The organism is Saliniramus fredricksonii, assembly GCF_900094735.1.
In the GTDB taxonomy this organism is placed as follows: domain Bacteria; phylum Pseudomonadota; class Alphaproteobacteria; order Rhizobiales; family Beijerinckiaceae; genus Saliniramus; species Saliniramus fredricksonii.
Window position 1 is genome coordinate 1253622 of record NZ_FMBM01000002.1, and the last position, 24147, is coordinate 1277768.

Sequence of the window (24147 nt, forward strand, 5' to 3'; positions counted from 1 at the left end):
TGCAGAGGGAGACCGAGCGGCGATGAGCGAGAATCACGACTTCTTCCCCGGATTCGCATCCGGCTATTTCGCCACGGAGCAGGGTCAGGTCTTCGTCCGCCATGGCGGTGAGGGGCCGCCCCTGCTTCTTCTGCACGGCTTCCCGCAGACGCATGTCTGCTGGCACCGCGTCGCGGGACAACTCGCGAAGAACCATCACGTCGTGCTCATGGATCTGCGCGGTTACGGCTGGTCGAGCGCGCCGCGCGGCGATGGCGGGCGCGAGACCTATTCCAAGCGCGCCATGGGTCGCGATGCAGTGAAGGTGATGTCGGATCTCGGCCATACGCGTTTCGCGCTGGTCGGGCACGATCGCGGTGCGCGGGTCGGCTATCGGTTGGCGCTCGATCATCCGGGACGGCTGACGCATCTGGGCCTGATCGACATCCTGCCCACGATCCGGGTCTGGGAGCGTATCGAATCCGGCGCCATTCCCGGCGCGCATTGGGAATTTCTCTCGCGCCCCGAGCCCGGGCCGGAAGAGGCGATCGGCAAGGACGCCACCGCCTTCTTCGAGAAGCTGATGAGCGGCTGGACGCAGGATGGCACGCTCGACGTCTTCGACCGCCGCGCGCTGCAGGCCTATCGCCGGGCCTCGAACGATCCGTCGCGCATCCACGCCTTCTGCGAGGATTACCGCGCGGGCGCCACCACTGATCGCGCACAGGACGAGGCGGATCTGGCCGCGGCCAGGACCATTTCGGCCAGGACCTGCGTGATCTGGGGCGAATTTTATCTCTCGGGCAGTGACGAGCCGGGATCGGACACGGCGCTGGATGTATGGCGCAACAGTTTCGCCCCGCGCGCCGAAGGTGGCGGCATCCGTTCCGGGCATTTCCTCGCCGAGGAGAACCCGCGCGACATGCTCGCCATCCTCGAACCCTTCCTGATGACCCAAGCCGACTGATCGGCACTGGTGGAGGCGCATGCGATGTCGACTCCGACGATCGGTCTCGCTCTCGGCTCCGGCGGCGCGCGCGGGCTTGCGCATATCCCGTTGCTGGAAGTTTTTGACGAACTCGGCCTGCGCCCCGATATCGTCGCCGGCGCCTCGATCGGTGCCATCATCGGCGCACCCTATTGCGCCGGTATTCCGGGAAAGGATCTGCGGGAATATCTGCTGAGCCAGACCAGAGACCGTGCGCGCGCCATGGCCAGGCTGGTCGATGCGCGCGCGGCGAGCATTTTCGACATCTTCAAGGGCGAGGGCAATTTCTTCACGCTTGATGGCGAGAAGCTGCTCGACATCTACTGGCCCGACGGAATCCCCGAGACATTCGAAGAGCTTCAGACCCCATTGCTCGTCGCCACGACGGATTTCTTCCGACGGGAGGGGGTCACCTTCGAGACGGGGCCCCTGCGCCCAGCCGTTGCTGCGTCACTGGCGATTCCCGGCGTGGTGAAGCCGGTGCAATATGAGGGGCGCACGCTGATTGATGGCGGCATCGTCAACCCGCTGCCCTTCGATCTGCTCTTCGACAAGGTCGATCACGTCATCGCCGTCGATGTCGCCGGGGGGCCGACCGAGGATGTGGAGCGGATGCCGAGCGGATTCGAGCTCGGCATCGGCACGATCCAGATCATGCAGGAGGCGATCGTGCGCGCAAAACTCGCGAGCCGACGCCCCGAGGTCGTGCTGAAGCCGGAGGTCGCGCATTTTTTCGTGCTCGAATTCTTCAGCGCCGAGGACGTGCTGGCCGCCGGCGATGCCTGCAAGGACGCGATGAAGCGGCATATCGAAGCCATTCTCGACGATGTATAAAGTCCCCTTTTTCGAATAATAATATATTATATTAATTATTTTATGTTGCAATTTAATGAATATCCAGTAATCTTGAATTATTCATTTCTTTTTGGGTTTGCAGCTATGTATCAAATTGCCTCATCAAGCGCGATGGATCCGAAAGCCATCGCCACACCCCAGAGCCCCGGTCAGAACGGCATGTTCGCCGCGGCTTTCGACACCGCGTCGAATCCGTCGAAAGCCCTGACCGCCCCCGCCGACAATCAGATCGCCGCTTTCCCGCTCGCCGCGCCGGCGATCGGTGCGGGGACGGTCACGGCGGTAGCGATGGCCGCCGTGGCTTCCATCGGAGTCAGCTGGAACTCGCTCTCGAGAGATGAGCAACGCATCGTGCGCGATACGGTGTGGAATGTCCTCACCGACATGGTGCAGCGCGGCGTCATCGGCCTGGGCCATCTCGGCGACACGATCAGGAACCTTGCCCAACTCCCTGGGGAGGTGGGATCTGCGTTGCAGCGCGCGGTGATGGATGCCTTGCAGTTGAATGCCCGCGTCCCGGATCTCAATGATGTCATCGATGCAGTGCATAGCCTCCCGGTGGTGAACGAGTGCCAGCCCCGGCGTCCGGAGGATCTCATCGGCATGTGTGGTGAATGCACGGCTGATGCCTATGGCCAGCTTCGCCAGGCAGGGATCAAGCGGATCACGCAGGAGGCAGTTGCGAATGGGGCGCATTACGTCCTGGAGATCCAGACCAACCAGGGCGTCTATGTCCTCGATTGTACGATCGGCCAGTTCGGCGGCACGGGGGACCCCAACGGCCCGTGGCAGGCTAATAATCTTCTCACGAACGGCAGCAACGCGGTTCTGATGAAGAAGGAGACCTATCACGAGCTTCTGCGGACCCTGGTCGGGCGTCTGCACATGTGATCGGCCTCACCCGACCTTGCCGTAGCCGGAAAACCGCGCCGCGACGCGCTCCATCTCGGCCTCGTCGAGGATCACGGGGTCGAGCCCGGCGGCGAGGATGGTGAGATATTCGCCGGCGAGGTTTTCCACCTCCGCCGCGATGTTGTAGGCGCCCTCAATGGTCGCGCCGAGCGCCACAACGCCGTGATTGGCCAGAAGAACCGCCTTGCGATCTTCGAGCCCGCGCACCACGGATTGCGCGAGTTCCGGCGTGCCGAACGTGGCGTAATCGGCACAACGCACATCCGCGCCGCCGCAATAGGCGATCATGTAGTGGAAGGCCGGGATCGGCTTGCGCGCGCAGGCGAGTGCCGTCGCCTTGGGGCTGTGGGTGTGCACGATCGCCTGCGCATCCGCGCGCGCTTCGTAGATCGCGGCGTGGAAGGGCCATTCCGAGGAGGGCTTGCCGCTACCCGTCACAGTCCCGTCGAGGCGCATGGTGACGAGATCATCGGGCGTCATCCGCGCATAGGGCAGGCCGGAAGGCGTGATCAGCATGCCGTCATTCATGCGCGCGGAGACATTGCCGGATTTGTTGGGCGCAAACCCCGCCGTATCCATTCGCTTCGCCGCCGCGACGATCGCCTCGCGCTTATCGCTCATGCCGTGATCCCTACTCGTATTTGACCGCGACGGTCTTGAGATGCGCAAACCCGTAGAGCGCCTCGAAGCCCTTCTCACGGCCATGCCCGGATTTGCCGACGCCGCCGAAGGGCAGTTCGACACCGCCGCCGGCGCCGTAATTGTTCACGAAGACTTGCCCCGCCTTCAGCCTGCGCGCAAGCCGCATCTGCCGCCCGCCATCGCGCGTCCACACGCCGGCGACGAGGCCGTAATCCGTGCCGTTGGCGATGCGGATCGCATCCGCCTCATCCTCGAAGGGAATGAGCGCCAGAACCGGACCGAACACCTCGCGCTGGGCGAGTTCGGAATCGGGATCGACCGGGCCGAACAGGGCGGGGCGGACATAGTATCCGCCACCGGGGGAGGTAGGTTCGATCGCGCCTTCCGCCAGCAGGGGCGCGCCGGCTGCCTGCGCGGCCTCGACCATGGCGCGGATGCCGGCACGCTGCTTCTCGTTGATGATCGGGCCGATATCGGGATCGGTCAGCGCCGCGCCGACGCGCAGGGCCTTGAAGCGCTCGGCGATCAGCCCGGCGACGCGGTCGAAGATCGGGCGCTCGATCAGAACGCGCGAGCCGGCGGAGCAGGTCTGGCCGGCATTCTGGATCGCGGCGCGCACGAGGAAGGGCAGGGCGGCCTCGAGATCGGCGTCAGCGAAGACGAGCTGCGGCGATTTTCCGCCGAGTTCCAGCGTCACCGGAATGACATTGCTCCCGGCGGCCTGCTGGACCAGCGCCCCCGTCGTAACACTGCCGGTGAAGGAGATATGCGCCACGCCCGGATGCACTGCCAGCGCCGCGCCCGCTTCCGCGCCATAGCCCGTGACGATGTTGAGAACGCCTTCGGGCAGCCCCGCCTCGGTGGCGAGTTCGCCGAGGACGAGGGCGGTGAGCGAGGCATCCTCACCGGGTTTCACCACGCAGGCATTGCCCATGGCGAGCGCCGCGCCGACGCTGCGTCCGATGATCTGCATCGGATAATTCCACGGCACGATATGCCCGGTCACGCCATGCGGTTCGTACCAGGTCATCACGGCGAAGCCGTCCTGATAGGGAATGGTGTCGCCATGGACCTTGTCGGCGGCGGCGCCATAGAATTCGAAATAACGCGCACAGGCCGCCGCATCCGCCCGCGCCTGGGAGAGCGGCTTGCCGACATCGCGCGCCTCGAGATGGGCGAGCCGCTCGGCCTCGCGTTCGATCAGGGTGGAGAGCCGATGCAGGATGCGCCCGCGCTGCGTGGCGCTCATGCGCCCCCAGGGGCCCTCCATCGCCCGCTGCGCGGCGGCGACGGCGGCATCGACATCCGCCGTATCGCCACGCGCGATCTTGGCGAAGGCCTCGCCCTCGCTCGGATCGACGACCGGGATCGTCGCGCGGCCGGCGGCTTCGACCCATTGCCCGGCGATCAGCAGGCGGGGGGCGGGGAGGGCGTGCATGGATTTACTCCAGGACCGAAAGCGCTTTGGCGAAGAAATCCGGGCCGCCGAAATTGCCGGATTTCAGGACGAGGCCGAGCGGTACCGCGATGCCGCCGAGCGCATGCGTGGCCGGGACGCCTGGGGCGATTTCCGGGCCGATTAGCAGGGCTTCGATGCCGAGCGCATCGGCCACGGCGCCGGAGGTCTCGCCGCCGGCAATGACGAGGCGCCGCACGCCGGTTTCCACGAAATATTTCGCGCAGCGCGCGAGCAGCCCCTCGATCGCGTGGCCGGCGGCCTCACGACCGAAGCGCTCCTGGACACTCGCCACGACATCCGGCGGCGCGCTCGCGGCGATCAGGACGGGCGCCTCGCCATCCTGCTGCGCGATCCAGCCGATGATCGCTTTGAAGGTCGCATCGGGTTCGGCGACAATCTGCATCGGATCGAGGCGCATCGTTGCGATGCCGGCTTCCTCGGCGCGGTCGATCTGATCGAGCGTCGCCACCGAGCAGCTTCCCGAGAGAATCACCCCACGACCACCGATCGCGGGCAGCGTCTCGGATTTGCCCTGGCCGGCGCGACCCTGGCGCACGAGCGCCGCAGCGATCCCCGCGCCCAGCCCGGATCCGCCGGTGGAGAAGGGCGTGCGCGCGGCGGCTTCGCCGAGGATTTCCAGATGGCGGTCGGTCAGCGCATCGGCAATCGCCGCCACCTTGCCCTCACGGGCGAGCGCCGCGCGGGCTTCCGCAACGGCATTGGCGCCTTGCTCGACAGTGGCATAGGGGATGAGCCCGATATCGCCTGCGCTCTGGCGGGCGAGGACGCGCACGAGATCAGGGTCATGCATCGGATTGAGCGGGTGGTGGCGCAGCGGGCTCTCGCTCAGCAGGCGGTCGCCCACGAAGAGATGGCCGAGATAGACCGTGCGCGCCGCACCGGGAAAGGCCGGGCAGACGATCGGCGTATCCGCGCCCGTTGCCACGCGCAGGGCGTCGGTGACGGGACCGATATTGCCGGCATCGGTCGAATCGAAGGTCGAGCAGATCTTGAAGAGTACATGACCGCAGCCACTGGCGGAGAGCCAGTCATGAGCCGCACGCGACCTGGCCACCGCGTCTGCGGCGGGGATCGAGCGGCTCTTGAGCGCGACGACGACGGCCTCGACATCATCCGGCAAGAGGCCCTCGCGCGGAATGCCGATGGTCTGGATGGTCTTGAGGCCCTGACGTGCGAGCGAATTCGCGAGATCCGTCGCGCCCGTATAATCATCGGCAACGGCGCCGAGCGCCAGCCCTGCGGATTCATCCTGCGCCACGAGATCCTCCCTGCAATGCCGGCCCTGACCGCAGCCTGTTCTGGTGCAGGACGTTAGCCACGAAAAAGGCCTGCCGCAACGTTACGGCAGGCCGGAATAAGGCAGCACCGCTCTGGGCGCGGATGCACGTACGGATCAGTCCGTCGTGCCGTCCTCGTTGAACTGCTTCAGATAGGCCGTGAGATCGGCGATCTGTTGGTCGTTGCGCAGGCCGGCGAAGACCATGCGTGTGCCGGGGGTGACTTCGCGCGGGTTGCGGATGTAGACGGCGAAGTTCTCTTCGTCCCACACCTTGTCGATATCATCGAAGGCTCTGGAGAAATTATAGCCCTCGATCTCACCGGCGACGCGCCCGAACAGGCCGTTCAGGTGCGGGCCGACCGTGTGGCGGGCGTTTTCGCCGACCATATGGCAGGCGCGGCACTGGTTGAAGACCCGCTGGCCGGCGGCAGCATCCTGCGCAACGGCGGGGCTTGCGAAGGCGATCATCGGCAGTGCAGCGGCGGCGATGAGAAAGCGCATGATTTGCTCCAATTGTCTTTTCTAACTCGATTTTTTGCCTCGAACGGGTTTCGCCGGGGGCGCGAGCGTTCCTCTGGATCCGATGGCAGGCCGTGCGGACAATGCCGCGCTGCTGCCTTGGTTCGGACGTTTTTCAGAATGTGCAGTTTCTTTGATATAAATCAAGAGTGCTGCGCGAGCACATCGCGCACCGCTTCGACCATATCAGCCTCCGCCACGGAGAACTGCGCCGGGCGTGCGGCGCGCCATTCCTCGTTCGTTTCGATCGCGGCGGCAGCCTTTGCGCCCTCGATCAGATCCTTGATCTGCACTTCGCCACGCTCGCGTTCATCCGATCCCTGGATGATGACGCAGGGGGCGCCGCGGCGGTCGGCATATTTCATCTGCGCCTTCATGCCCGAGGAGCCGAGATAGAGCTCGGCGCGGATGCCGGCGCGACGCAATGCCGCGACGAATTTCTGGTAATCGGCGATGCGTTCGCGCTCCATCACCATCACCACGACGGGCGCGCGCAAGGCGGCCTGCTTGAGAATCGGGCTGTCGACGAGTTGCAGCGCCGCGAGCAGCCGCGAGACGCCGATTGAGAAGCCTGTGGCGGGAACCGGCTCGGAACGAAAGCGCCCGACGAGCCCGTCATAACGCCCGCCGCCGCCCACGGAGCCAAAGCGCACCGGCACGCCGTCCTCATTCGTCACCTGGAAGGTGAGCTCGGCCTCGAAGACGGGGCCGGTGTAATATTCGAGACCGCGGACGACAGAGGGGTCGATGACGACCTTGTCGGAGTAGCCCGCTGCGGCAATCAGATCTGCCAGTTCCTCAAGCTCCTCAAGGCCACGTATGAGACTTGGCATCGGCTTGAAGATACGGGCGACAGCACCAAGGCGATCAAAACTCTTGCTACGCTCCCTTCTCTTCATGGCATAGTTGAAGGAATCGAAGGCTTGGCTAACGACATCAGGAAAATTATCCCATTGATCTGATGGGAGGTAATAGGGATTTGGAACCCCAAACCCGTCACCACTAGTTTCGTCAGTCGGAGAATCGACATCAAGCAGGCGCAGGAATGCATCAATCGCGTCAGTCCCTAATTCAGCACCTGCGGTAAAGTCGCCGCTTTCGTCCTTTCTTCCGCCCCCAAGAAGCGCTTCCACTCCACGGGCTCCAAGGCGGTCAAATTTATCGATCGCCCTAAGCACAATGAGTCGGCGTGCCGCTTGATCCTCACCGCTCAGTCCAACGGCCTCCATCACCCCATCGAGAATCTTGCGGTTATTGACCTTGATGACGTATTGCCCGGAAAGGCCGAGCGCCTCCATCGTATCGGCGGCCATCATGCAAATCTCTGCATCGGCTGCGACCGAAGGCGCGCCGACGGTATCGGCATCGAACTGCATGAATTGCCGGAAGCGGCCCGGGCCGGGCTTCTCGTTACGGAAGACCCAGCCGGAGCGGTAGGAACGGTAGGGCTTGGGCAACGCGTCGAAATTCTCCGCCACATAGCGCGCGAGCGGCGCCGTCAGGTCATAGCGCAGCGAGAGCCATTGCTCGTCATCATCCTGGAAGGAGAAGACGCCCTCGTTCGGGCGGTCCTGATCGGGCAGGAACTTGCCGAGCGCATCGGTATATTCGATCAGCGGCGTCTCGACCGCCTCGAAACCGTAGAGCTCGTAGACCTCGCGGATCTTCTCCAGCATCCGGTGCGACGCTGCGAGATCCTGCGGACCGCGATCGGTGAGGCCGCGCGGCAGGCGCGCCTTGAGCTTGTCGGATTTCTTCTTGTCGGCCTTGGATTTGCCGGCGGGCTTGTTCTCGTCCGGATTGGACATTGCGTGTGATTTCCCAAAGATGCGAGACGGATAGGCGGGTGGTAGCGCGCGAACCCGGCAGCCGCAAGGCGGTTTCGCGTTCGCAATGGATATTGTTCATTGTTTGTTCGGTTTTCTCGCATAGAATGCCTGCATGAGCGAGATTGCATTCCGATTCGGCGAATTTGCCTTCACCTGGCGCGAGCTGGCGCTCGCCGGTTTCTTCCTCGTGATCCTCGTCGCCATGCGGCTTGCGCGCCCCGCCCGCGAGCGGCATCTGGCGCAGCACGTGGAGGAGATGGCGCGCGTTCAGGCCGAGATGGCCGGGCGCGTGCAGAGCTTCACCGACGTGTTCGGCGCCCGCCAGGGCGATTTCGCGCGCATGCTGGCCGAGCGGATCGATCGCGGCACGCATGTCCAGGCGGAGACGCTCGGCCGGCTGAACGAGCGGCTCGCGGTAATCGACGCGGCGCAGGCCAATCTGACGGAGCTGACCGGGCAGGTGGCGGGGTTGCAGCGGGTGCTCTCCAACAAGCAGGCGCGCGGAGCTTTCGGGCAGGGGCGGATGGAGGCGATCGTGCGCGATGCGCTGCCTGCGGATGCCTATTCCTTCCAGCCGACGCTTGGCAACGGCACCCGACCTGATTGCACGATCCGCCTGCCGGGGGACCATCGCCCGCTGGTCGTCGACGCGAAATTTCCGCTTGAGGCGTTCTCCGCCTTCCGCGAGGCGCGCGGACCGGAGGCGCGCACGCGTGCGGCGCAGAAGCTGCGCAGCGATATCGGCACGCATATCAAGGACATCGCCCAGAAATATCTGATCGCCGGCGAAACCCAGGATGTGGCGATGATGTTCGTGCCCGCAGAGTCGCTGCATGCGGATCTGCAGGAGCATTTCGAGGATCTGGTCCAGCGCGCCTATCGCGCCCGGGTGATGATCGTCTCGCCCTCGCTGCTGGTTCTCGCCATCCAGGTCATGCAGGGGCTCGCCCGTGATGCGCGGATCCGGGAAGAAGCGCAGGTGATCCAGCGCGAGGTCGGGCGTCTCGTGGCCGATGTGACGCGGCTCGGCGAGCGGGTCGAGCGGCTCGACCAGCATTTCCGGCAGGCGCAGGAGGATGTCGGGCAGATCCGGATCTCGTCGGAGAAGATCACGCGGCGGGGTCAGCGCATCGAGAATCTGGAATTTGCCGAGGAGGGCGCCGCGCAGAGCGACATGTTCAACGCGCCGGTCGAACTGTCACGGGGTCGCCGTAACGGCTAGACGGATCACACGCTCTTTTCCATATAGATGCGCGCGAAACCCTTCTCCCGGATCAGCCCGGTCTCGCGATAGCCGAGCCGCGCATAGAGCGCGCGGTTCTCGTGCATTTTCTCATGGGTGTAGAGCGTGATCGCACGGTAACCCGCCTGGCGCGCAGCATCTTCGGCGAAGGCCATCAGGGCCCGTCCGTAGCCGCGCCCGCGTGCGCGATCAGCTACGGCGACATTGTCGAGCATGAAGCGCGATTCCTCGGGGATCAGCACGGTGAAACCGGCCACGCCTTCGTCATCGCACAGGCAATGCACCCGCCCCGCCGCGATCTGCGCGGCGTAATCGTTGAGCATCGGCCCGGGCTTCTTGCCGAGCCGCTCGATATAGGGGCTGTAGGCTGCCTCGACGATCGCGCGGATGGCGGGGAGATCAGCGGGTCCGGCGGCGCGGATGATCGGGGCGCTCTCGCTCATGAGATCAGCCAAAGCGTGTGCCGAGCCGCGCAAGCTCCTGGTTGAATGCGCCGAGCTCCTCGGCGAGGGCGGCATGCATGGAGGCCGCCACTTCCGGATATTCCTCCAGCACGCGCCGGATCAGGCTGACGGAGAGCCGCAGCACGACGGAAGGCGCCCGCGCGGTCGCGGTGGCCGGGCGATGCCCGCGTATGAACAGAGCCGTCTGGCCGATCAGATCCCCGCGCTTCGCCACCAGATCGGGCTTGCCGCCGCCGGTATCGAGCCCGATCTCTCCCTCGGTGACGATGTAGCCCGCATCCGAGCGATCGCCCTTGCGAAACAGCACATCGCCCTGGCGCAGCCGGCGCTTGTCAGCCGCGAAGGCGAGCAGGCGCAGTGCGTCGCGCTCCAGCAGCCCCAGAAGCGGGGCCTGAGCCAGCATGGCGATGTCGTCGTCGAGCGACATGGGGTGTCCGATCCGCCCCTCAGGGCACCAGCTTGTAACCGCCGCCCTCGGTCACCAGCAGCGAAGCGGAGGAGGGGTCCGGCTCGATCTTCTGGCGCAGGCGATAGATATGCGTCTCCAGCGTATGCGTGGTGACGTTGGCATTGTAGCCCCAGACTTCCGCGAGCAGGGTGTCGCGCGGCACGACCTGCTGATCCGCACGGTAGAGAAAGCGCAGGATGGCGGTTTCCTTCTCCGTGAGCTTGAGCTTCGAGCCGCTTTCGGTGACCAGCAATTTGGCGCCCGGCTTGAAGCTGTAGGGACCGATCTGGAAGACTGCATCCTCGCTCGCCGCATATTGGCGCAGCTGGGCGCGAATGCGGGCGAGGAGGACGGCGAACTTGAAGGGTTTGGGGACGTAATCATTCGCGCCGGCTTCAAGCCCCAGCACCGTATCCGAATCGGAGCCCTGCGCCGTCAGCATGATGATCGGCGAGCGGAAACCGTGCTTGCGCATCAGCTTCACCGCCTCGCGCCCGTCCATGTCCGGCAGGCCGACATCCATGATGGCGAGGTCGATACGCTCGTTGCGGACCGTGCTCATCGCTGCGCTGGCATTCTCGGCAGTGGCCACGTCGAACTCCTCGTGCAGGGCGAGCTGCTCGGCAAGGGTCTCGCGCAGATCCTGATCATCATCCACGACGAGAAGGCGGTGAGCTTTCGACATCAGACACTATCCTCGACTATATGCGGGAGCGCCCCGCCTGCGACTGACAGATTCGCCGGGAATCCCGCTCAAGCGCAGAGTAACCCGGGCCGGACTTCCGGCAAGTCCCGCGCGCGGCGCGATCCGCGTCAACCACAGGGAAATGGCATGAAACGGCGATTTCTGGCAAGAATTCACGTTCTCCCCGCCCCGCATAATGGCAGGTGCGGCTGGCTCACCGCTGGCGGGCGAGTGCTCCCCTGCGCCATCGGCAAGGGCGGGATGACCCGGCGCAAACGCGAAGGTGACGGCGCCACCCCGATCGGTGACTTTCCCTTGCTCGCTCTGTTTTTCCGCCCCGATCGCCGTCCGCCGCGCCCGCACACGGGCCTGCCCGCGCGGGCCATTCGCCCGCATGACGGCTGGTGCGATGATCCCGGCGATCCGCGTTACAATCAGTTGATATGCCTGCCGTCGCGCGCCGGCCATGAGCGGATGTGGCGCGAGGATGGGCTCTATGATCTCGTCGTTGATATCGGCTGGAACCGCATGCCCCGCCCGTTGCGCGGACGCGGGAGTGCGATCTTCATGCATGCCGCGCGTCCTGGCTTCCCGCCGACGGAGGGCTGCGTCGCCCTCGCCCTTCCCGCGTTGCGGCGCCTTCTGGCGCGGATCGGGCCGCGCACGCGCCTCGTGATCGGTCGCGACGTCAGGCGACGGCGCGTTCCGCCGGCTCTGCCAGCCAGGCATCGAGGGCTGCGCGGGCCCGGTCGGTGAGGGCGTGCTTGCGCGCGATGGCTTTCGCCGATCCGCGCAGGCGTTTGCCGTTCTCGCCCATGGGCGCTTTCTCGAGCGGCGGGAACAGGCCGAAATTGATGTTCATCGGCTGGAAGGAGCGCGGCCCCTCGTCGATGCTCTCGATATGGCCGCCGGTGATGTGGTTGGCGAGCGCGCCGAGCGCTGTCTCGGCCGGCATCGGGCGCAGCGGCTGGCCCAGCCGTTCGGCGGCGCAGAAGCGCCCGGTCAGCAGGCCGATCGCGGCGCTCTCGACATAGCCCTCGCAGCCGGTGATCTGACCGGCGAAGCGCAGCCGCGGCATGGCTTCGAGCCGCAGGGTCGCGTCGAGGAGGCGCGGCGAGTTGAGATAGGTGTTGCGGTGGATGCCGCCGAGACGGGCGAATTCCGCATTCTCGAGGCCGGGAATCATGCGCAGGATCGCGGCCTGCGCCCCGTATTTCAGCTTCGTCTGGAAGCCAACCATGTTGTAGAGCGTGCCCAGCGCATTGTCCTGGCGCAGCTGCACCACGGCGTATGGCTTGACCTCCGGATCATGCGGGTTGGTCAGGCCGACGGGTTTCATCGGCCCGTGCCGCAGCGTCTCGCGCCCGCGCTCGGCCATGACCTCGATGGGCAGGCAGCCGTCGAAATAGGGGGTGTTGGCCTCCCATTCCTTGAATTCGGTCTTGTCGCCGTCCAGAAGCGCGTCGATGAAGGCCTCGTACTGCTCCCGGTCGAGGGGCAGTTGATGTAATCGGCGCCGGTGCCGCCCGGGCCCGGCTTGTCGTAGCGGCTCTGGTACCAGGCCTTCGACATGTCGATCGATTCACGATGCACGATCGGCGCGATGGCGTCGAAGAAGGCCAGCGCGGTTTCACCGGTGATCTCGCGGATCGCGTCCGCCAGAGCCGGGGAGGTGAGGGGGCCGGTGGCGATGATCACCTTGTCCCAATCCTCCGGTGGCAGGCCGGCGATCTCACCACGATCAATGGTGATCAGCGGATGGGCCTCCAGCGCCTGCGTCACCGCATCCGAGAATCCGTCGCGATCAACGGCGAGCGCTCCGCCGGCGGGAACCTGATGGGCGTCGCCCATGCGCATGATCAGCGAATCGAGCCGGCGCATCTCCTGATGCAGGAGGCCCACCGCATTGCTCTGCGCATCGTCCGAGCGGAACGAATTCGAGCAGACGAGCTCGGCGAGTCCGTGCGTCTTGTGGGCATCGGTCATGCGCTGCGGGCGCATTTCGTGCACAATCACCGGCACGCCAGCCTGGGCGATCTGCCACGCGGCTTCCGAGCCGGCCAGGCCGCCGCCGATGACGTGGACGGGAGCGATATCGCTTTGACGGGTCATGATCTGCCTCGCAGGCCCAGTTTCAAAAGGCGTCTCTCAGATGCGGAGTTAGCAGCAGCTCCTTCATGCGGCAAGGGCAGGCGGATTTCCGGACGGCGAATATCGTCGCGTTTGATGACGCGTCATGGTTGCCAGCGCCCGCAATGTCCAGCACACTGCCCATAACGCGCACATCACGATGCACGCAACGAGGGAGGGTGCCATGACGGTTCGGCAGGTTCTTTCCACCAAGGGGACGCAGGTCGTCACGATTGCGCCGCAGGAGACGCTGTCGCAAGCGGCGGCGCTGCTTGCCGGGAAAAGGATCGGCGCCGTCGTCGTCAGTGATGACGGTCGCGCGGTTGCCGGTATCCTGTCCGAGCGCGATATCATCCGCGCGCTGTCGCAGGACGGGGCGGCAGCGCTGGATGCGCCGGTTTCGAAATTCATGACACGCGATGTCGTCACCTGCGGCATCAATGCGGATGCCGATCATCTGATGCGCTTGATGACGGATGGCAAATTTCGCCACGTTCCGGTGGTCGAAGACGGCGCATTGGCCGGGATCATCTCGATCGGCGACGTCGTCAACCGCAGGCTCGCCGATATCGAGGCCGAACAGCAGGCCTTGAAGGATTACATAGCGGCCGGCTGACATTGGCGCCTGATCAGCGCATGGCCGCCGCCAGCGCCTTCGCCTCGGCCAGTAATTCGCGGATATCGGGCATGGCCCGGCGTGTGGCTTGCGCGCCGAGCGCAATGATTTCGTCGGCGCGGTGGAAATCGAAAAGGCCGATCTTCGCCAGTTTCGGCGAGATCATCAGATCCGGCGGATCGCCCGCGAGGCGCGCCCGCGAGATCCGATCCTGGGTGATGTTGAACGCGTCCAGCATCACCTTGGCCATGCCCGGCGCCACGCGCCGTGCCGGATCGCGTCCACGCAGGCTGTCGGCCACATTGTCGGCCATGTCGAGCATGGGCCCCAGAAAGCCGGGGCGCCCGTTTTCCTCCTCGGCCTCCGGAGTTTCGGCTTCCGTGTCATCGTATGCATCCTCAATCGACTGGATCGTGGTGCCGCGCAGTTTCAGATCGCCATTGAGATTCACACAAAGCACCACATCGGCGCCCAGCGCCCGCGCTGCGGAAACCGGAACAGGATTCACGAGCGTCCCGTCAACGAGCAGGCGGTTCCCGATCCGCACCGGATTGATGATGCCGGGCAAGGCATAGGAGGCCTGGACAGCCCGCAGCAGACGTCCGCGCGTCAGCCAGATCTCGTGGCCGGTCGTGATCTCGGTGGCGATTGCACCGAAGCGCATCGGCAGTTCCTCGATCCGCAACCCGCCGAGATCCTCCTGCAACAGCTGGCGCAGCTTCTCGCCCGCGATCAGGCCGGAAGCGCCGAGCGAGAAATCGAGCAGGCCGAGCACGCGCGCCCGGGTGAGCGAGCGGGCGAACTCCTCAAGATCGTCGAGCTTGCCGGCGGCGAGGCAGCCGCCCACCACCGCGCCGATCGAGGTCCCCGCGACCATGTCGGGCACGATGCCTTCCTCGGCGAGCACCCGCAGCACCCCGATATGCGACCACCCCCGCGCCGCCCCGCCGCCCAGCGCGATTCCGATTTTCAGGCCGTGATGCGATGCGTCCATGGGTTTGCTCTGAGTGTGGTCGTGCTGGCGAGAAATACGGATATCGCGTCGCAGATGCTTTAGTCGAAAAAAGTTTCAAGACGTGCCTTATTTCTGCCTGTGAGCGTGTCATAAACGCGTTTTCATATCGAGCCGATTCCCGGGAGCGGATATTGAGGCAGTTGATTCTCGTCGTGACCATGGCTGCCTTTCTCGGCGGCTGCGCCCTGTTTTCCTTCCGCGACATGTCCGGCATCACCACCGATCACAGCCATGCGAGCGCCATGGCCGAGGCGCTGACGGCGTATCGTGCGCAGAAGGGGCTCGGGCCGGTGCGTGTCGATCGCAGCCTGATGCGCGCTGCTGACGAGCAGGCGCGGGCCATCGCCGCCATGGATGATCTCGATCACCACGCCGCCGGGCGCTTCGGCAAGCGCATGACGCGTAACGGCATTAACGGCACCGCAGCGGAGAATCTCCAGGCCGGCGCGCAGACGCCCGAGCGGGTGCTGGAGCGCTGGCAGGCATCGGCCTATCACGACGAGAACCTGTTGATGCCGGAGGCGCGGCGCATCGGTTTCGTCAAGGCTCACGCGCCGGGAACCCGTTTTGGCAAGTTCTGGGTGATGGTGCTGGCCGATTGAGCCGGTTCAGGCGCCGCTGATCGAATCAGTATAGCGGTGGTGCCCGCCCTGCCAGTCGCGGATGATCATCTCGCCTTTGGCCTCGGCCTCGATCGCATCCGGGTTGAGCACGGCCTTGCCTGCGCCGCCGGGAATGTCGAGCACGTAGAAGAACTGGCACAATCCCGACAACCGCCCCCGCAACGCGCCGACCAGTGCGCGTCCCTCGGCGATCGTCGTGCGGAAATGCGCCGTGCCCGGCGCCAGATCACCGTGATTGAGATGGTAGGGTTTGATCCGCAGCTCGACGAAGCAGCGCATCAGCGCCGTCAGCGTATCGAGATCATCGTTGATCCCGCGCAGGAGCACGCTCTGCGACAGCATCGGGATCCCCGCATCGACGAGCCGCGCGATCGCCGCTCTGGCATTCGGCGTGAATTCCCTGGGATGATTGGCATGCAGCGCGACATAGACCGTCTTGCCGGCGCTCTTCAAGGCCGTGATCAGCGCCGCGTCGACATGCGCCGGCGTCACCACGGGGACGCGCGTATGCAGGCGAATGATGCGGATGTGGTCGATCTCGGCCAGCCTTTCCATGACATGGCGCATGCGGGCGGGGGAGAGGATCATCGGATCGCCGCCGGTGAGGATCACCTCCCAGATTTCAGGGTGATCGCGCAGATAGGCGATCGCGTGATCGAGCTCCGCGCGCGGCAGCGTCCCGCCATGCTGCGGCCCGACGCTCTCGCGGCGGAAGCAGAAGCGGCAATAGACCGGGCAGACCTGCACGACCTTGAGCAGCGCACGATCAGGATAGCGATGCACGATGCCGGGCACCGGGCTGTGGGCTTCGTCGCCGATCGGATCGGCAAGCTCCTCAGGCCGCGTGCGCAATTCGCGCCCATCAGGGATGAACTGCGCCGCGATCGGGTCATGCGGATCGCTCGCGTCGATCTGCGCCGCCATTTCCGGCGTGACCGCGATGGCGTAGCGTGCATTGACGGCATCGATATCCGCGCGCGCGGATTCCGGGGCGAGACCGGCTTTGATGAGCGCGTCGGGATCGCGCAGGGTACGTTGCGCCATCAGCTTTCTCCTCCGGCCTCGGAAACGGGGGTCCAGATCACCTGGTCGATGCGCTGGGCGCCGGTGGCCAGCATGATCAGGCGGTCGAAACCGAGCGCCACGCCGCTTGCCGGCGGCATCAGGGCGAGCGCTGCGAGAAAATCCGCATCGATCGGATAACGCTCGCCATAGACACGCTGTTTCTCGTCCATTTCCGCCTCGAAGCGTTCGCGTTGGATGTCAGGATCGGTGAGCTCGCCGAACCCGTTGGCGAGTTCGACGCCGCAGGCATAGATCTCGAAGCGCTCGGCCAGACGCGGATCATCCGGGCAGGGGCGCGCCAGTGCGGCTTCCGCAACGGGATAGCGATCAAGCACGGTGAGACGCCCCCGCCCGAGCTGCGGTTCGACGCGCTCGACGAGAATGCGGCTGAAGATATCCGCCCAGGTATCGTCCTGCGCGACCCTGATCCCGGCCTCGCGTGCCGATCTCGCGAGCGCCGCGCGGTTGGTGCCGCCGTCATCGCGCAGACTGGCGAGAAGATTGATGCCGGCATGATCGGCGAAGGCCTGCGCCACCGGGACGCGCTCGAACGGCGCGAACGGATCGGCTTCCACGCCGCGATGGCGAAAACGCGTCGCCCCCGTGATCTCGGCGGCGCGCGCGATCAGGGCTGCGCAATCGGCGATGATCGCGTCATAGGGCGCATGCGCGCGGTACCATTCCAGCATCACGAATTCCGGATGATGCAGCGGCCCGCGCTCGCGGTTGCGAAAGACCGGGGCGAAGGCGAAGAGCGCCGTTTCGCCGGCGGCGAGCAGCTTCTTGCAGGCGAATTCCGGCGAAGTGTGCAGGTACATCCGATGCGCCACGCCGTCATGGCCGATCATCCGCGTCGCGAAGGCATGCAGATGCGCCTCGTTACCGGGCGAGACCTGCAGGACGGCAGGCTCTGCCTCGACGAAGTCGCGCGCCTCGAACCAGGCCCGCAATCCGCTCCTGATGCGGTTGCGCGCCATGAGCGCGGGGCGCCGATCCGCGTGTACTTCCGGCCGCCACCATTGCGTCATCGCCGATCAATCCCGTCTGTTGCGCCTCGATTGCGCGTGAATGCGTATCCCGGTCTGGACCCGGACGCGTTATCGGGTTAAGCCGACGCGAAGCAAGGTTCAAGGCCGCGCGAGCGGTTGATCAGGAACGGGATTGAAAATGGCAAAGGTTCTGGCAAGCGCGCTGCGCAAGGGTAACGTCGTTGACATCAACGACAAGCTCTATGTCGTTCTCACGGCGCAGAACATCCATCCGGGCAAGGGCACGCCCGTTACCCAGCTCGATCTGCGCCGGATTTCCGACGGCACCAAGATCTCCGAGCGCTACCGCACCACCGAGCAGGTCGAGAAGGCCGTCGTCGAGGATCGCGATCATACCTTCCTCTATGATGATGGCGAGGGGTTCCACTTCATGAACCCCGACAGCTACGAGCAAGTCGTCATGACCCGTGAGGATATCGGCGAACAGGCCGCCTTCCTTCAGGAAGGCATGACGGTGAGCCTGAAGCTGCATAACGGCCTGCCGATCGCCATCGAACTGCCCCAGCGCGTCACCCTCGAAGTCGTCGAGACGGAGCCGACCGTGAAGGGCCAGACGGCCTCGTCCTCCTACAAGCCCGCCATGCTCAATAACGGCGTGCGCACCATGGTGCCGCCGCATATTGCCACGGGCACGCGCATCGTGGTGATGACGGAAGATGCGTCCTACGTCGAGCGCGCCAAGGACTGATCGCGCCAAGGACTGATCGCGCCAAGGACTGATCGCGCCAGGGACTGAGCGTCAATCCGCCTCGCGCATGACGAGCGCCCCGGCATCACCCGGGGCGTTGTCGTTTCATGCGATGATCGGGAAGGGACGACCATGGCGCGGCGGGGCAACACCGAGCCAATCGGCGATGCTCGCACCGATATCGGCAAAGCTCTCCCGCTGCCCGACTGTCGCGCCGGTGAGACCGGGGCCGAAGCCGATGATCGGGACCTGCTCACGGGTGTGATCGGTGCCGCGCCAGGTCGGATCGTTGCCGTGATCCGCAGCAAGGACGCACAGATCGCCCGGCGCGAGCGCCGCCTCGATTTCCGGCACGCGGCGATCGAAGGACTCGAGCGCGGCGGCGTAGCCGGGCAGGTCACGGCGATGGCCGTAATCGGAATCGAAATCAACGAGATTGGTGAAGATCAGCCCGCCCGGCGGCAGGCGGTCGAGCGCGGCGATGGCGGCGCTCAGGCAGGCGTCGTCGCCGGAGGGTTTGACCTCCTCGCCGGTATGGCGATGGGCGAAGATATCGCCGATCTTGCCGACACTGATGACGGCGCGCCCCGCATCGTGCAGCCGGTCGAAGATCGTCCCCTCCGGCGGCGGGATGGCGAAATCCTTGCGGTTCGCGGTGCGGCTGAAGCCGGAGCGCGGGTCGCCCTTGAAGGGGCGGGCGATGATCCGCCCGATCTTCAGCGGGTCGCACAGGCGCCGGGCGATACGGCAGGTCTCGTAGAGTCGCTCCAGGCCGAATTGCTCTTCATGGGCGGCGATCTGCAACACGCTGTCGACGGAAGTGTAGCAGATCGGCTTGCCGGTGCGCAGATGCTCAGGTCCCCATTGCTCGACGATGGCGGTGCCGGGTGAGTGGCGATTGCCGAGAATGCCGGGCAGACGGGCCTCGCTGATCAGGGCATCGGTCAGCCATTGCGGGAATGTCGGCTGCGTGTCGGGGAAATAGCCCCAGTCGAAATCGACAGGGCAGCCGGCGATCTCCCAATGTCCAGAAGGCGAATCCTTGCCGCGCGATGTCTCGACCGCGTGGCCCCGGAGCCCGGCGGGTTCGCCGTCTCGCATCAGATCCGGATACGTCTCGCCGCTGGCGCCGCGCATGGCATGGCCGAGGCCAAGACGCGCCAGATTCGGCAGGTGCAGCGGACCTGCGCGCAACCCGCAGCGATCACCGGCGCCGCCGGCGCAGCCCTGCGTGATATGGCCCAGCGTGTTCGCGCCTTCGTCGCCATAGGCCGCCGCATCCGGCGCGCCACCGATCCCCACCGAGTCGAGGACGATCAGGAGGGCGCGTTTGTGAGGAACGGACATGGCCCGATCAATCGGAAACGATGCCGGCACCCGCCGCTTCGAGATCAAAGGCTGCGGCGAACAATGCGCGGGTATAGGGGCTTTCAGGCGCGTCGAAGACACGGTCCGCGTCGCCTTGTTCCACGACACGCCCGTTCTGCATCACGATGACGTGGTTGGCGAGTGCGCGAACCACCTTGAGATCATGGCTTATGAACATGTAAGCCAGTTTGCGCTTGTCTTGCAGTTCGCGCAAGAGTTCGACGATCTGGGCCTGCACGGACATGTCGAGCGCCGAGGTCGGCTCGTCCAGAAGCACGAATTGCGGCTCCAGCGCCATGGCGCGCGCGATGGCGATACGCTGGCGCTGGCCGCCGGAGAATTCATGCGGATAGCGATCCATGGCGGAGGGGTCGAGCCCGACATCGATCAGCGCCCGCGCCACGACCTCACGCCGCTCATCGGCCGAGAGTCCGCGATTGAGCACGAGCAGGCCTTCCTCCACGATCTGCGTCACCGACATGCGCGGCGAGAGTGAGCCGTAGGGATCTTGAAAGACCACTTGCATATTCTTGCGCATGGGCCTGATCTGTTTCGATTTCAGCCCGTCGATCCGGTTGCCGAGGAACGCCACCGGGCCTTGCGACGAGATCAGGCGCAGGATGGCCAGGCCCAGAGTCGTCTTGCCCGATCCGGATTCGCCAACGACGCCAACCGTCTCCCCCTGCCGGACGCTGACGCTGACCTCGTCGACCGCCTTCACATGGTTGACGGTACGACCGAGGAAGCCTCTCTTGATCGGGAACCAGACCTTGATCGGCCCGGCTTCGACGACCACCGGCGCGCCTGCGGGCACCGGATGCGGTCGGCCCTTCGGCTCTGCCGCGAGCAGGCGCCGGGTATAATCGTGCTGTGGATTGCCAAACACCTGCTGCACGGTGCCGGCCTCGACGATCTTGCCATTGGTCATCACGCAGACCTTGTCGGCGATGCTGCGCACGATACCCAGATCATGGGTGATGAAAAGCATCGCCATGCCCAGCCGCTTCTTCAGATCAGCCAGCAATTCGAGGATCTGCGCCTGGACGGTTACGTCGAGCGCCGTGGTCGGCTCATCGGCGATCAGCAGGTCCGGTTCGTTGGCGAGCGCCATGGCAATCATCACGCGCTGGCGCTGACCGCCGGACATCTGATGTGGATAAGCGTCGAGCCGCTGGCCGGCATCGCGGATACCGACGAGTTCGAGCAGTTCCAGGGTGCGCGTGCGGGCGTCCTTTTCGCTCAGCCGCCGGTGCATCCGCAGGATCTCGCCGATCTGGCGCGAGATCGTGTGCAGCGGGTTGAGGGAGGTCATCGGCTCCTGGAAGACCATCGTAATGTCGGCGCCGCGCACCTGCATCATCTCCGGTTCGCTGGCAGGCAGCAGATCCTTGCCCTTGAACAGAATCTCGCCCGTCGGATGAGACGCGGTGGGGTAGTTCAGGAGCTTCACCACCGAAAGCGCCGTCACCGATTTGCCCGATCCGGATTCCCCCACCAGCGCGACGGTTTCACCCGGCGCGACATCGAACGAAACCCGGTCGACCGCCAGCACCGAATCCTCGCCCTGGCGAAAGGCGACGGAGAGATCACGCACGGACAGGATCGGCGAACTCATGCGCGCTCCTTCGTCGGTTGGTTGGGCATCGAACGGACGCGCCCGTCATGAAGGCCGCGACAGATGAGTGTGGGGAGCGCGGGGTGCGTCATGAGCGCCGTCACGAGAAGGTCTTGCGCGGGTCGAAGGCATCGCGCACGGCCTCGCCGATGAAGATCAGCAGGCTCAGCATCAGTGCGATGATGAAGAAGCCGGTCAGGCCGAGCCAGGGCGCCTGCAGATTGGCCTTGCCCTGCGCCAGCAATTCCCCGAGCGAGGCCGAGCCGGGGGGCAGGCCGAAGCCGAGAAAGTCCAGGGAGGTGAGCGTCGTGATCGAGCCGTTGAGAATGAAGGGCAGGAAGGTCAGCGTCGCGACCATGGCGTTGGGCAGGACATGCTTGATCATGATCTTGCCGTCAGACTGGCCGAGCGCCCGGGCGGCACGAACATATTCGAAATTGCGCGCGCGCAGGAATTCCGCGCGCACGACGCCCACCAGCGCCACCCAGCTGAACAGCAGCAGGATTCCCAACAATACCCAGAATGTCGGTGTGATGATCGAGGCGATGATGATCAGCAGATAGAGCGCCGGGATCGCTGTCCAGATCTCGATGAAACGCTGGAAGATCAGATCCGTCCAGCCGCCGAAATAGCCCTGCACCGCACCGGCGAAGACGCCGATCACCGACGAGACACCAGCGAGGATCAGGCCGAACAGTACCGAGATGCGAAAACCGTAGATCAGCCGCGCCAGCACGTCGCGGCTCTGGTCATCGGTGCCGAGCCAGTTCCATTCGAGATCCCGGCAGGTGCTGCCGCCGGTGAGCATCGCGACAGGCTCGCATTGCGCATCGTCGAGCATCCAGGTCGGCGGGGAGGGGGCCGGAACGGGAAGCGAGAGGTTGTGGGTCGTGTAATGGAAGCGGATCGGCGGCCAGATCGCCCAGCCGTGCTCGTCGATCGCATCCGCGATCAGCGGTTCCCGGTAATCCGCCAGCGGCAGAAAACCGTCATCAATGAACTTGTCCTCCGGATAATCCTCGAAGATCGGAAACAGGATCTCTCCCTTGAACGACACCATGATCGGACGGTCATTGGCGATGAATTCCGCGAACATGGTGAGCACGAACAGCACCATGAAGATCCAGAACGACCAGTAGCCACGCTTGTTCGCCTTGAAATTATCCAGACGTCGCCGGTTGATCGGCGACAGGTTCAGCCAGCCCTTCTGTTCCTGCGGCGGGGCGAGGGGTTGGGTCACGGGCGCGTTCATGACGATCCCCCCTGCTGCAGGGTCGGATTGGCGGGGAAATCGTGCCCGTCATGAAGGGTGAGCCAGGCCTCCCTCCCCAGCGGGGAGGGAATGAGGGTGGGGAGAGCGGGCGATGAAACTCCCGCACGTCGCAGCATTTGCACGCGGGTAACCCCACCCTTGATCCCTCCCCTGAGGGGAGGGAGAGCGCGCCCGTCATGAAGGGTGAGCGTCGTCATCTCATACCTCCCGTGTCTCGAAATCGATGCGTGGATCGATCCAGACATAGGTGAGATCGGAGATCAGGTTCACGACCAGCCCGAGCAGCGAGAAGATGAAGAGGGTGGCGAAGACGACCGGGTAATCGCGGTTGACGATGGATTCGAAGGAGAGCAAGCCGAGCCCGTCGAGAGAGAAGATCGTCTCGATCAGGAGCGCACCGGTAAAGAACGCGCTGATGAAGGCGCCGGGGAAACCGGCCACCACGATCAGCATGGCGTTGCGGAAAACGTGCCCGTAAAGCACCTGGCGCTCCGAGAGTCCCTTCATCCGCGCCGTCATGACGTATTGCTTGCGGATCTCGTCGAGGAAAGAGTTCTTGGTGAGCAATGTCGTCGTCGCAAAAGCACCGATCGCCATGGCGGTGATGGGCAGGGCGAGGTGCCAGAAATAGTCCAGGATCGCGGCGGGGCTCGTCACCCAGGCCCAGAAAGACATGTCGGCATATTGCTCCGACCAGAGGCCGCGCAGCGGGAATATCTGCCAGAACGAGCCGCCGGCGAAGAGCACGATCAGGAGAATCGCAAAGAGAAAGCCGGGGATGGCGTAGCCCACGATGACGATGGCGGAGGTCCACCAGTCGAAGGGGGTGCCGTCGCGCACGGCCTTCTTGACCCCCAGAGGGATGGAGATCGCATAGGAAATGATCGTCATCCAGAGGCCGAGCGAGATCGAGACCGGGAGCTTCTCCTTGATCAGGTCGATCACCGAAATATCGCGGAAATAGCTATCGCCGAATTCGAATCGCGAAAAATTCCAGATCATCAGCGCGAACCGTTCATGGGCAGGGCGATCGAACCCGAATTGTGCCTCGAGTTGCGCGATGAACTGCGGATCGAGCCCCTGCGCACCGCGATAGCGCGAATCGCCGCCCCCGCCGTCGCCGCCTCCGCCATCGCCGCCGCCCATCTGCCCCGCGAGGCCCCCACCATCGCCGCCGGCGCCACCGAAGCGCGCCGTGGCCCCCGCATCGGCGCCCTGGATCTGGGCCAGTATGCGCTCGACGGGTCCGCCGGGCGCGAACTGGATGATCACGAACGAGATCAGCATGATCCCGAAAATCGTCGGGATCATCAGCAGAAGACGTCGCGCAATATAAGCGGCCATGGAACCTCTGACGATGCGGGCGCAGCGAATCACTGGCC

At 64.9% G+C, this 24147-nt stretch carries 23 protein-coding genes and 1 pseudogene; 8 read left to right on the top strand and 16 right to left on the bottom strand.

The features are described 5' to 3' along the window. Nucleotides 1–22: 22 nt before the first annotated feature. The 3 genes from GA0071312_RS12350 (at nt 23) to GA0071312_RS12360 (ending at nt 2713) form a co-directional block, all read left to right on the top strand. Nucleotides 23–946: an alpha/beta fold hydrolase gene (locus tag GA0071312_RS12350; RefSeq protein ID WP_074445222.1), complete on the top strand. Its 924-nt coding sequence runs from the start codon at nt 23–25 to the stop codon at nt 944–946. Nucleotides 947–970: 24 nt separating this feature from the next. Further along, complete coding sequence (locus tag GA0071312_RS12355) at nt 971–1801, top strand: patatin-like phospholipase family protein (RefSeq protein WP_074446148.1); 831 nt, start codon at nt 971–973, stop codon at nt 1799–1801. A gap of 72 nt (nt 1802–1873) precedes the next feature. Continuing rightward, nucleotides 1874–2713 (top strand): hypothetical protein, encoded by an 840-nt coding sequence (locus GA0071312_RS12360; RefSeq protein ID WP_131817799.1) that lies wholly within the window; start codon nt 1874–1876, stop codon nt 2711–2713. Nucleotides 2714–2719: 6 nt separating this feature from the next. On the opposite strand, the gene GA0071312_RS12365 is transcribed toward GA0071312_RS12360, so the two are convergent. The 5 genes from GA0071312_RS12365 to GA0071312_RS12385 all read right to left on the bottom strand — a co-directional run bounded on the left by GA0071312_RS12365 (nt 2720) and on the right by GA0071312_RS12385 (nt 8462). Next, nucleotides 2720–3355, bottom strand: coding sequence for a class II aldolase/adducin family protein (locus tag GA0071312_RS12365; RefSeq protein WP_074445224.1), 636 nt, complete (start codon nt 3353–3355; stop codon nt 2720–2722). Nucleotides 3356–3365: 10 nt separating this feature from the next. After that, nucleotides 3366–4814, bottom strand: coding sequence for an aldehyde dehydrogenase family protein (locus GA0071312_RS12370; RefSeq protein WP_074445225.1), 1449 nt, complete (start codon nt 4812–4814; stop codon nt 3366–3368). A 4-nt stretch (nt 4815–4818) separates the two neighbouring features. After that, nucleotides 4819–6114 carry a 3-oxo-tetronate kinase gene (gene otnK, locus GA0071312_RS12375; RefSeq protein ID WP_238947202.1) on the bottom strand — a complete coding sequence of 432 codons (1296 nt, stop codon included), beginning with the start codon at nt 6112–6114 and terminating at the stop codon, nt 4819–4821. A 135-nt stretch (nt 6115–6249) separates the two neighbouring features. After that, complete coding sequence (locus GA0071312_RS12380; protein WP_074445226.1) at nt 6250–6636, bottom strand: c-type cytochrome; 387 nt, start codon at nt 6634–6636, stop codon at nt 6250–6252. A 161-nt stretch (nt 6637–6797) separates the two neighbouring features. Further along, nucleotides 6798–8462: a histidine--tRNA ligase gene (locus tag GA0071312_RS12385; protein WP_074445227.1), complete on the bottom strand. Its 1665-nt coding sequence runs from the start codon at nt 8460–8462 to the stop codon at nt 6798–6800. A gap of 133 nt (nt 8463–8595) precedes the next feature. Between GA0071312_RS12385 and GA0071312_RS12390 the strand changes: the two genes are divergently transcribed. Continuing rightward, nucleotides 8596–9705, top strand: coding sequence for a DNA recombination protein RmuC (locus tag GA0071312_RS12390; protein ID WP_074445228.1), 1110 nt, complete (start codon nt 8596–8598; stop codon nt 9703–9705). 5 nt (nt 9706–9710) lie between these two features. On the opposite strand, the gene GA0071312_RS12395 is transcribed toward GA0071312_RS12390, so the two are convergent. The 3 genes from GA0071312_RS12395 to GA0071312_RS12405 are packed head-to-tail and all read right to left on the bottom strand — an operon-like array spanning nt 9711 to nt 11323. Continuing rightward, entirely contained in the window at nt 9711–10169 is a 459-nt protein-coding gene (locus GA0071312_RS12395) for a GNAT family N-acetyltransferase (protein ID WP_074446150.1), read from the bottom strand. Between the two features lie 4 nt (nt 10170–10173). Continuing rightward, a complete protein-coding gene (locus GA0071312_RS12400; protein WP_074445229.1) occupies nt 10174–10617 on the bottom strand; it encodes a cyclic nucleotide-binding domain-containing protein in 444 nt (147 codons plus the stop codon). Nucleotides 10618–10636: 19 nt separating this feature from the next. Then, a complete protein-coding gene (locus GA0071312_RS12405; RefSeq protein WP_074445230.1) occupies nt 10637–11323 on the bottom strand; it encodes a response regulator transcription factor in 687 nt (228 codons plus the stop codon). 147 nt (nt 11324–11470) lie between these two features. On the opposite strand from GA0071312_RS12405, the gene GA0071312_RS12410 reads away from it, so the two are divergent. Continuing rightward, the gene (locus GA0071312_RS12410; protein ID WP_074445231.1) at nt 11471–12079 is read left to right on the top strand and encodes a L,D-transpeptidase family protein; all 609 of its coding nucleotides are present in this window, start codon (nt 11471–11473) and stop codon (nt 12077–12079) included. Here the strand turns inward: GA0071312_RS12410 and trmFO are convergent. Further along, nucleotides 12012–13435, bottom strand: a pseudogene (trmFO, locus tag GA0071312_RS12415) (methylenetetrahydrofolate--tRNA-(uracil(54)-C(5))-methyltransferase (FADH(2)-oxidizing) TrmFO). The gene GA0071312_RS12410 and the pseudogene trmFO sit on opposite strands and share 68 nt — an antisense overlap. A gap of 202 nt (nt 13436–13637) precedes the next feature. Between trmFO and GA0071312_RS12420 the strand changes: the two are divergent. Continuing rightward, entirely contained in the window at nt 13638–14069 is a 432-nt protein-coding gene (locus tag GA0071312_RS12420; protein WP_074445232.1) for a CBS domain-containing protein, read from the top strand. 13 nt (nt 14070–14082) lie between these two features. Here GA0071312_RS12420 and GA0071312_RS12425 read toward each other — a convergent pair whose 3' ends face one another. Continuing rightward, the gene (locus tag GA0071312_RS12425) at nt 14083–15063 is read right to left on the bottom strand and encodes a patatin-like phospholipase family protein (RefSeq protein ID WP_074445233.1); all 981 of its coding nucleotides are present in this window, start codon (nt 15061–15063) and stop codon (nt 14083–14085) included. Between the two features lie 152 nt (nt 15064–15215). On the opposite strand from GA0071312_RS12425, the gene GA0071312_RS12430 reads away from it, so the two are divergent. After that, nucleotides 15216–15686: a CAP domain-containing protein gene (locus GA0071312_RS12430; RefSeq protein ID WP_165604028.1), complete on the top strand. Its 471-nt coding sequence runs from the start codon at nt 15216–15218 to the stop codon at nt 15684–15686. Nucleotides 15687–15692: 6 nt separating this feature from the next. Here the strand turns inward: GA0071312_RS12430 and GA0071312_RS12435 are convergent, their stop codons facing one another. Together GA0071312_RS12435 and epmA are read right to left on the bottom strand one after the other, a co-directional pair. After that, nucleotides 15693–16754, bottom strand: a complete 1062-nt coding sequence (locus tag GA0071312_RS12435) for a lysine-2,3-aminomutase-like protein (RefSeq protein WP_074445234.1) — start codon at nt 16752–16754, stop codon at nt 15693–15695. After that, a complete protein-coding gene (gene epmA, locus GA0071312_RS12440; protein WP_074445235.1) occupies nt 16751–17800 on the bottom strand; it encodes an EF-P lysine aminoacylase EpmA in 1050 nt (349 codons plus the stop codon). The genes GA0071312_RS12435 and epmA overlap by 4 nt, the downstream gene beginning before the upstream one ends. Before the next feature lie 139 nt (nt 17801–17939). On the opposite strand from epmA, the gene efp reads away from it, so the two are divergent. Continuing rightward, nucleotides 17940–18509 (top strand): elongation factor P, encoded by a 570-nt coding sequence (gene efp / locus GA0071312_RS12445; RefSeq protein ID WP_074445236.1) that lies wholly within the window; start codon nt 17940–17942, stop codon nt 18507–18509. A 105-nt stretch (nt 18510–18614) separates the two neighbouring features. Here efp and GA0071312_RS12450 read toward each other — a convergent pair whose 3' ends face one another. The 4 genes from GA0071312_RS12450 to GA0071312_RS12470 all read right to left on the bottom strand — a co-directional run bounded on the left by GA0071312_RS12450 (nt 18615) and on the right by GA0071312_RS12470 (nt 24109). Then, the gene (locus tag GA0071312_RS12450; protein ID WP_074445237.1) at nt 18615–19856 is read right to left on the bottom strand and encodes a phosphopentomutase; all 1242 of its coding nucleotides are present in this window, start codon (nt 19854–19856) and stop codon (nt 18615–18617) included. 7 nt (nt 19857–19863) lie between these two features. Then, on the bottom strand, nt 19864–21492 hold the full coding sequence (locus GA0071312_RS12455) for an ABC transporter ATP-binding protein (RefSeq protein ID WP_074445238.1): 1629 nt from the start codon (nt 21490–21492) through the stop codon (nt 19864–19866). Nucleotides 21493–21592: 100 nt separating this feature from the next. Further along, nucleotides 21593–22744 carry an ABC transporter permease gene (locus tag GA0071312_RS12460; protein ID WP_074445239.1) on the bottom strand — a complete coding sequence of 384 codons (1152 nt, stop codon included), beginning with the start codon at nt 22742–22744 and terminating at the stop codon, nt 21593–21595. Nucleotides 22745–22963: 219 nt separating this feature from the next. After that, a complete protein-coding gene (locus GA0071312_RS12470) occupies nt 22964–24109 on the bottom strand; it encodes a microcin C ABC transporter permease YejB (RefSeq protein WP_074445241.1) in 1146 nt (381 codons plus the stop codon). Nucleotides 24110–24147: the final 38 nt, after the last annotated feature.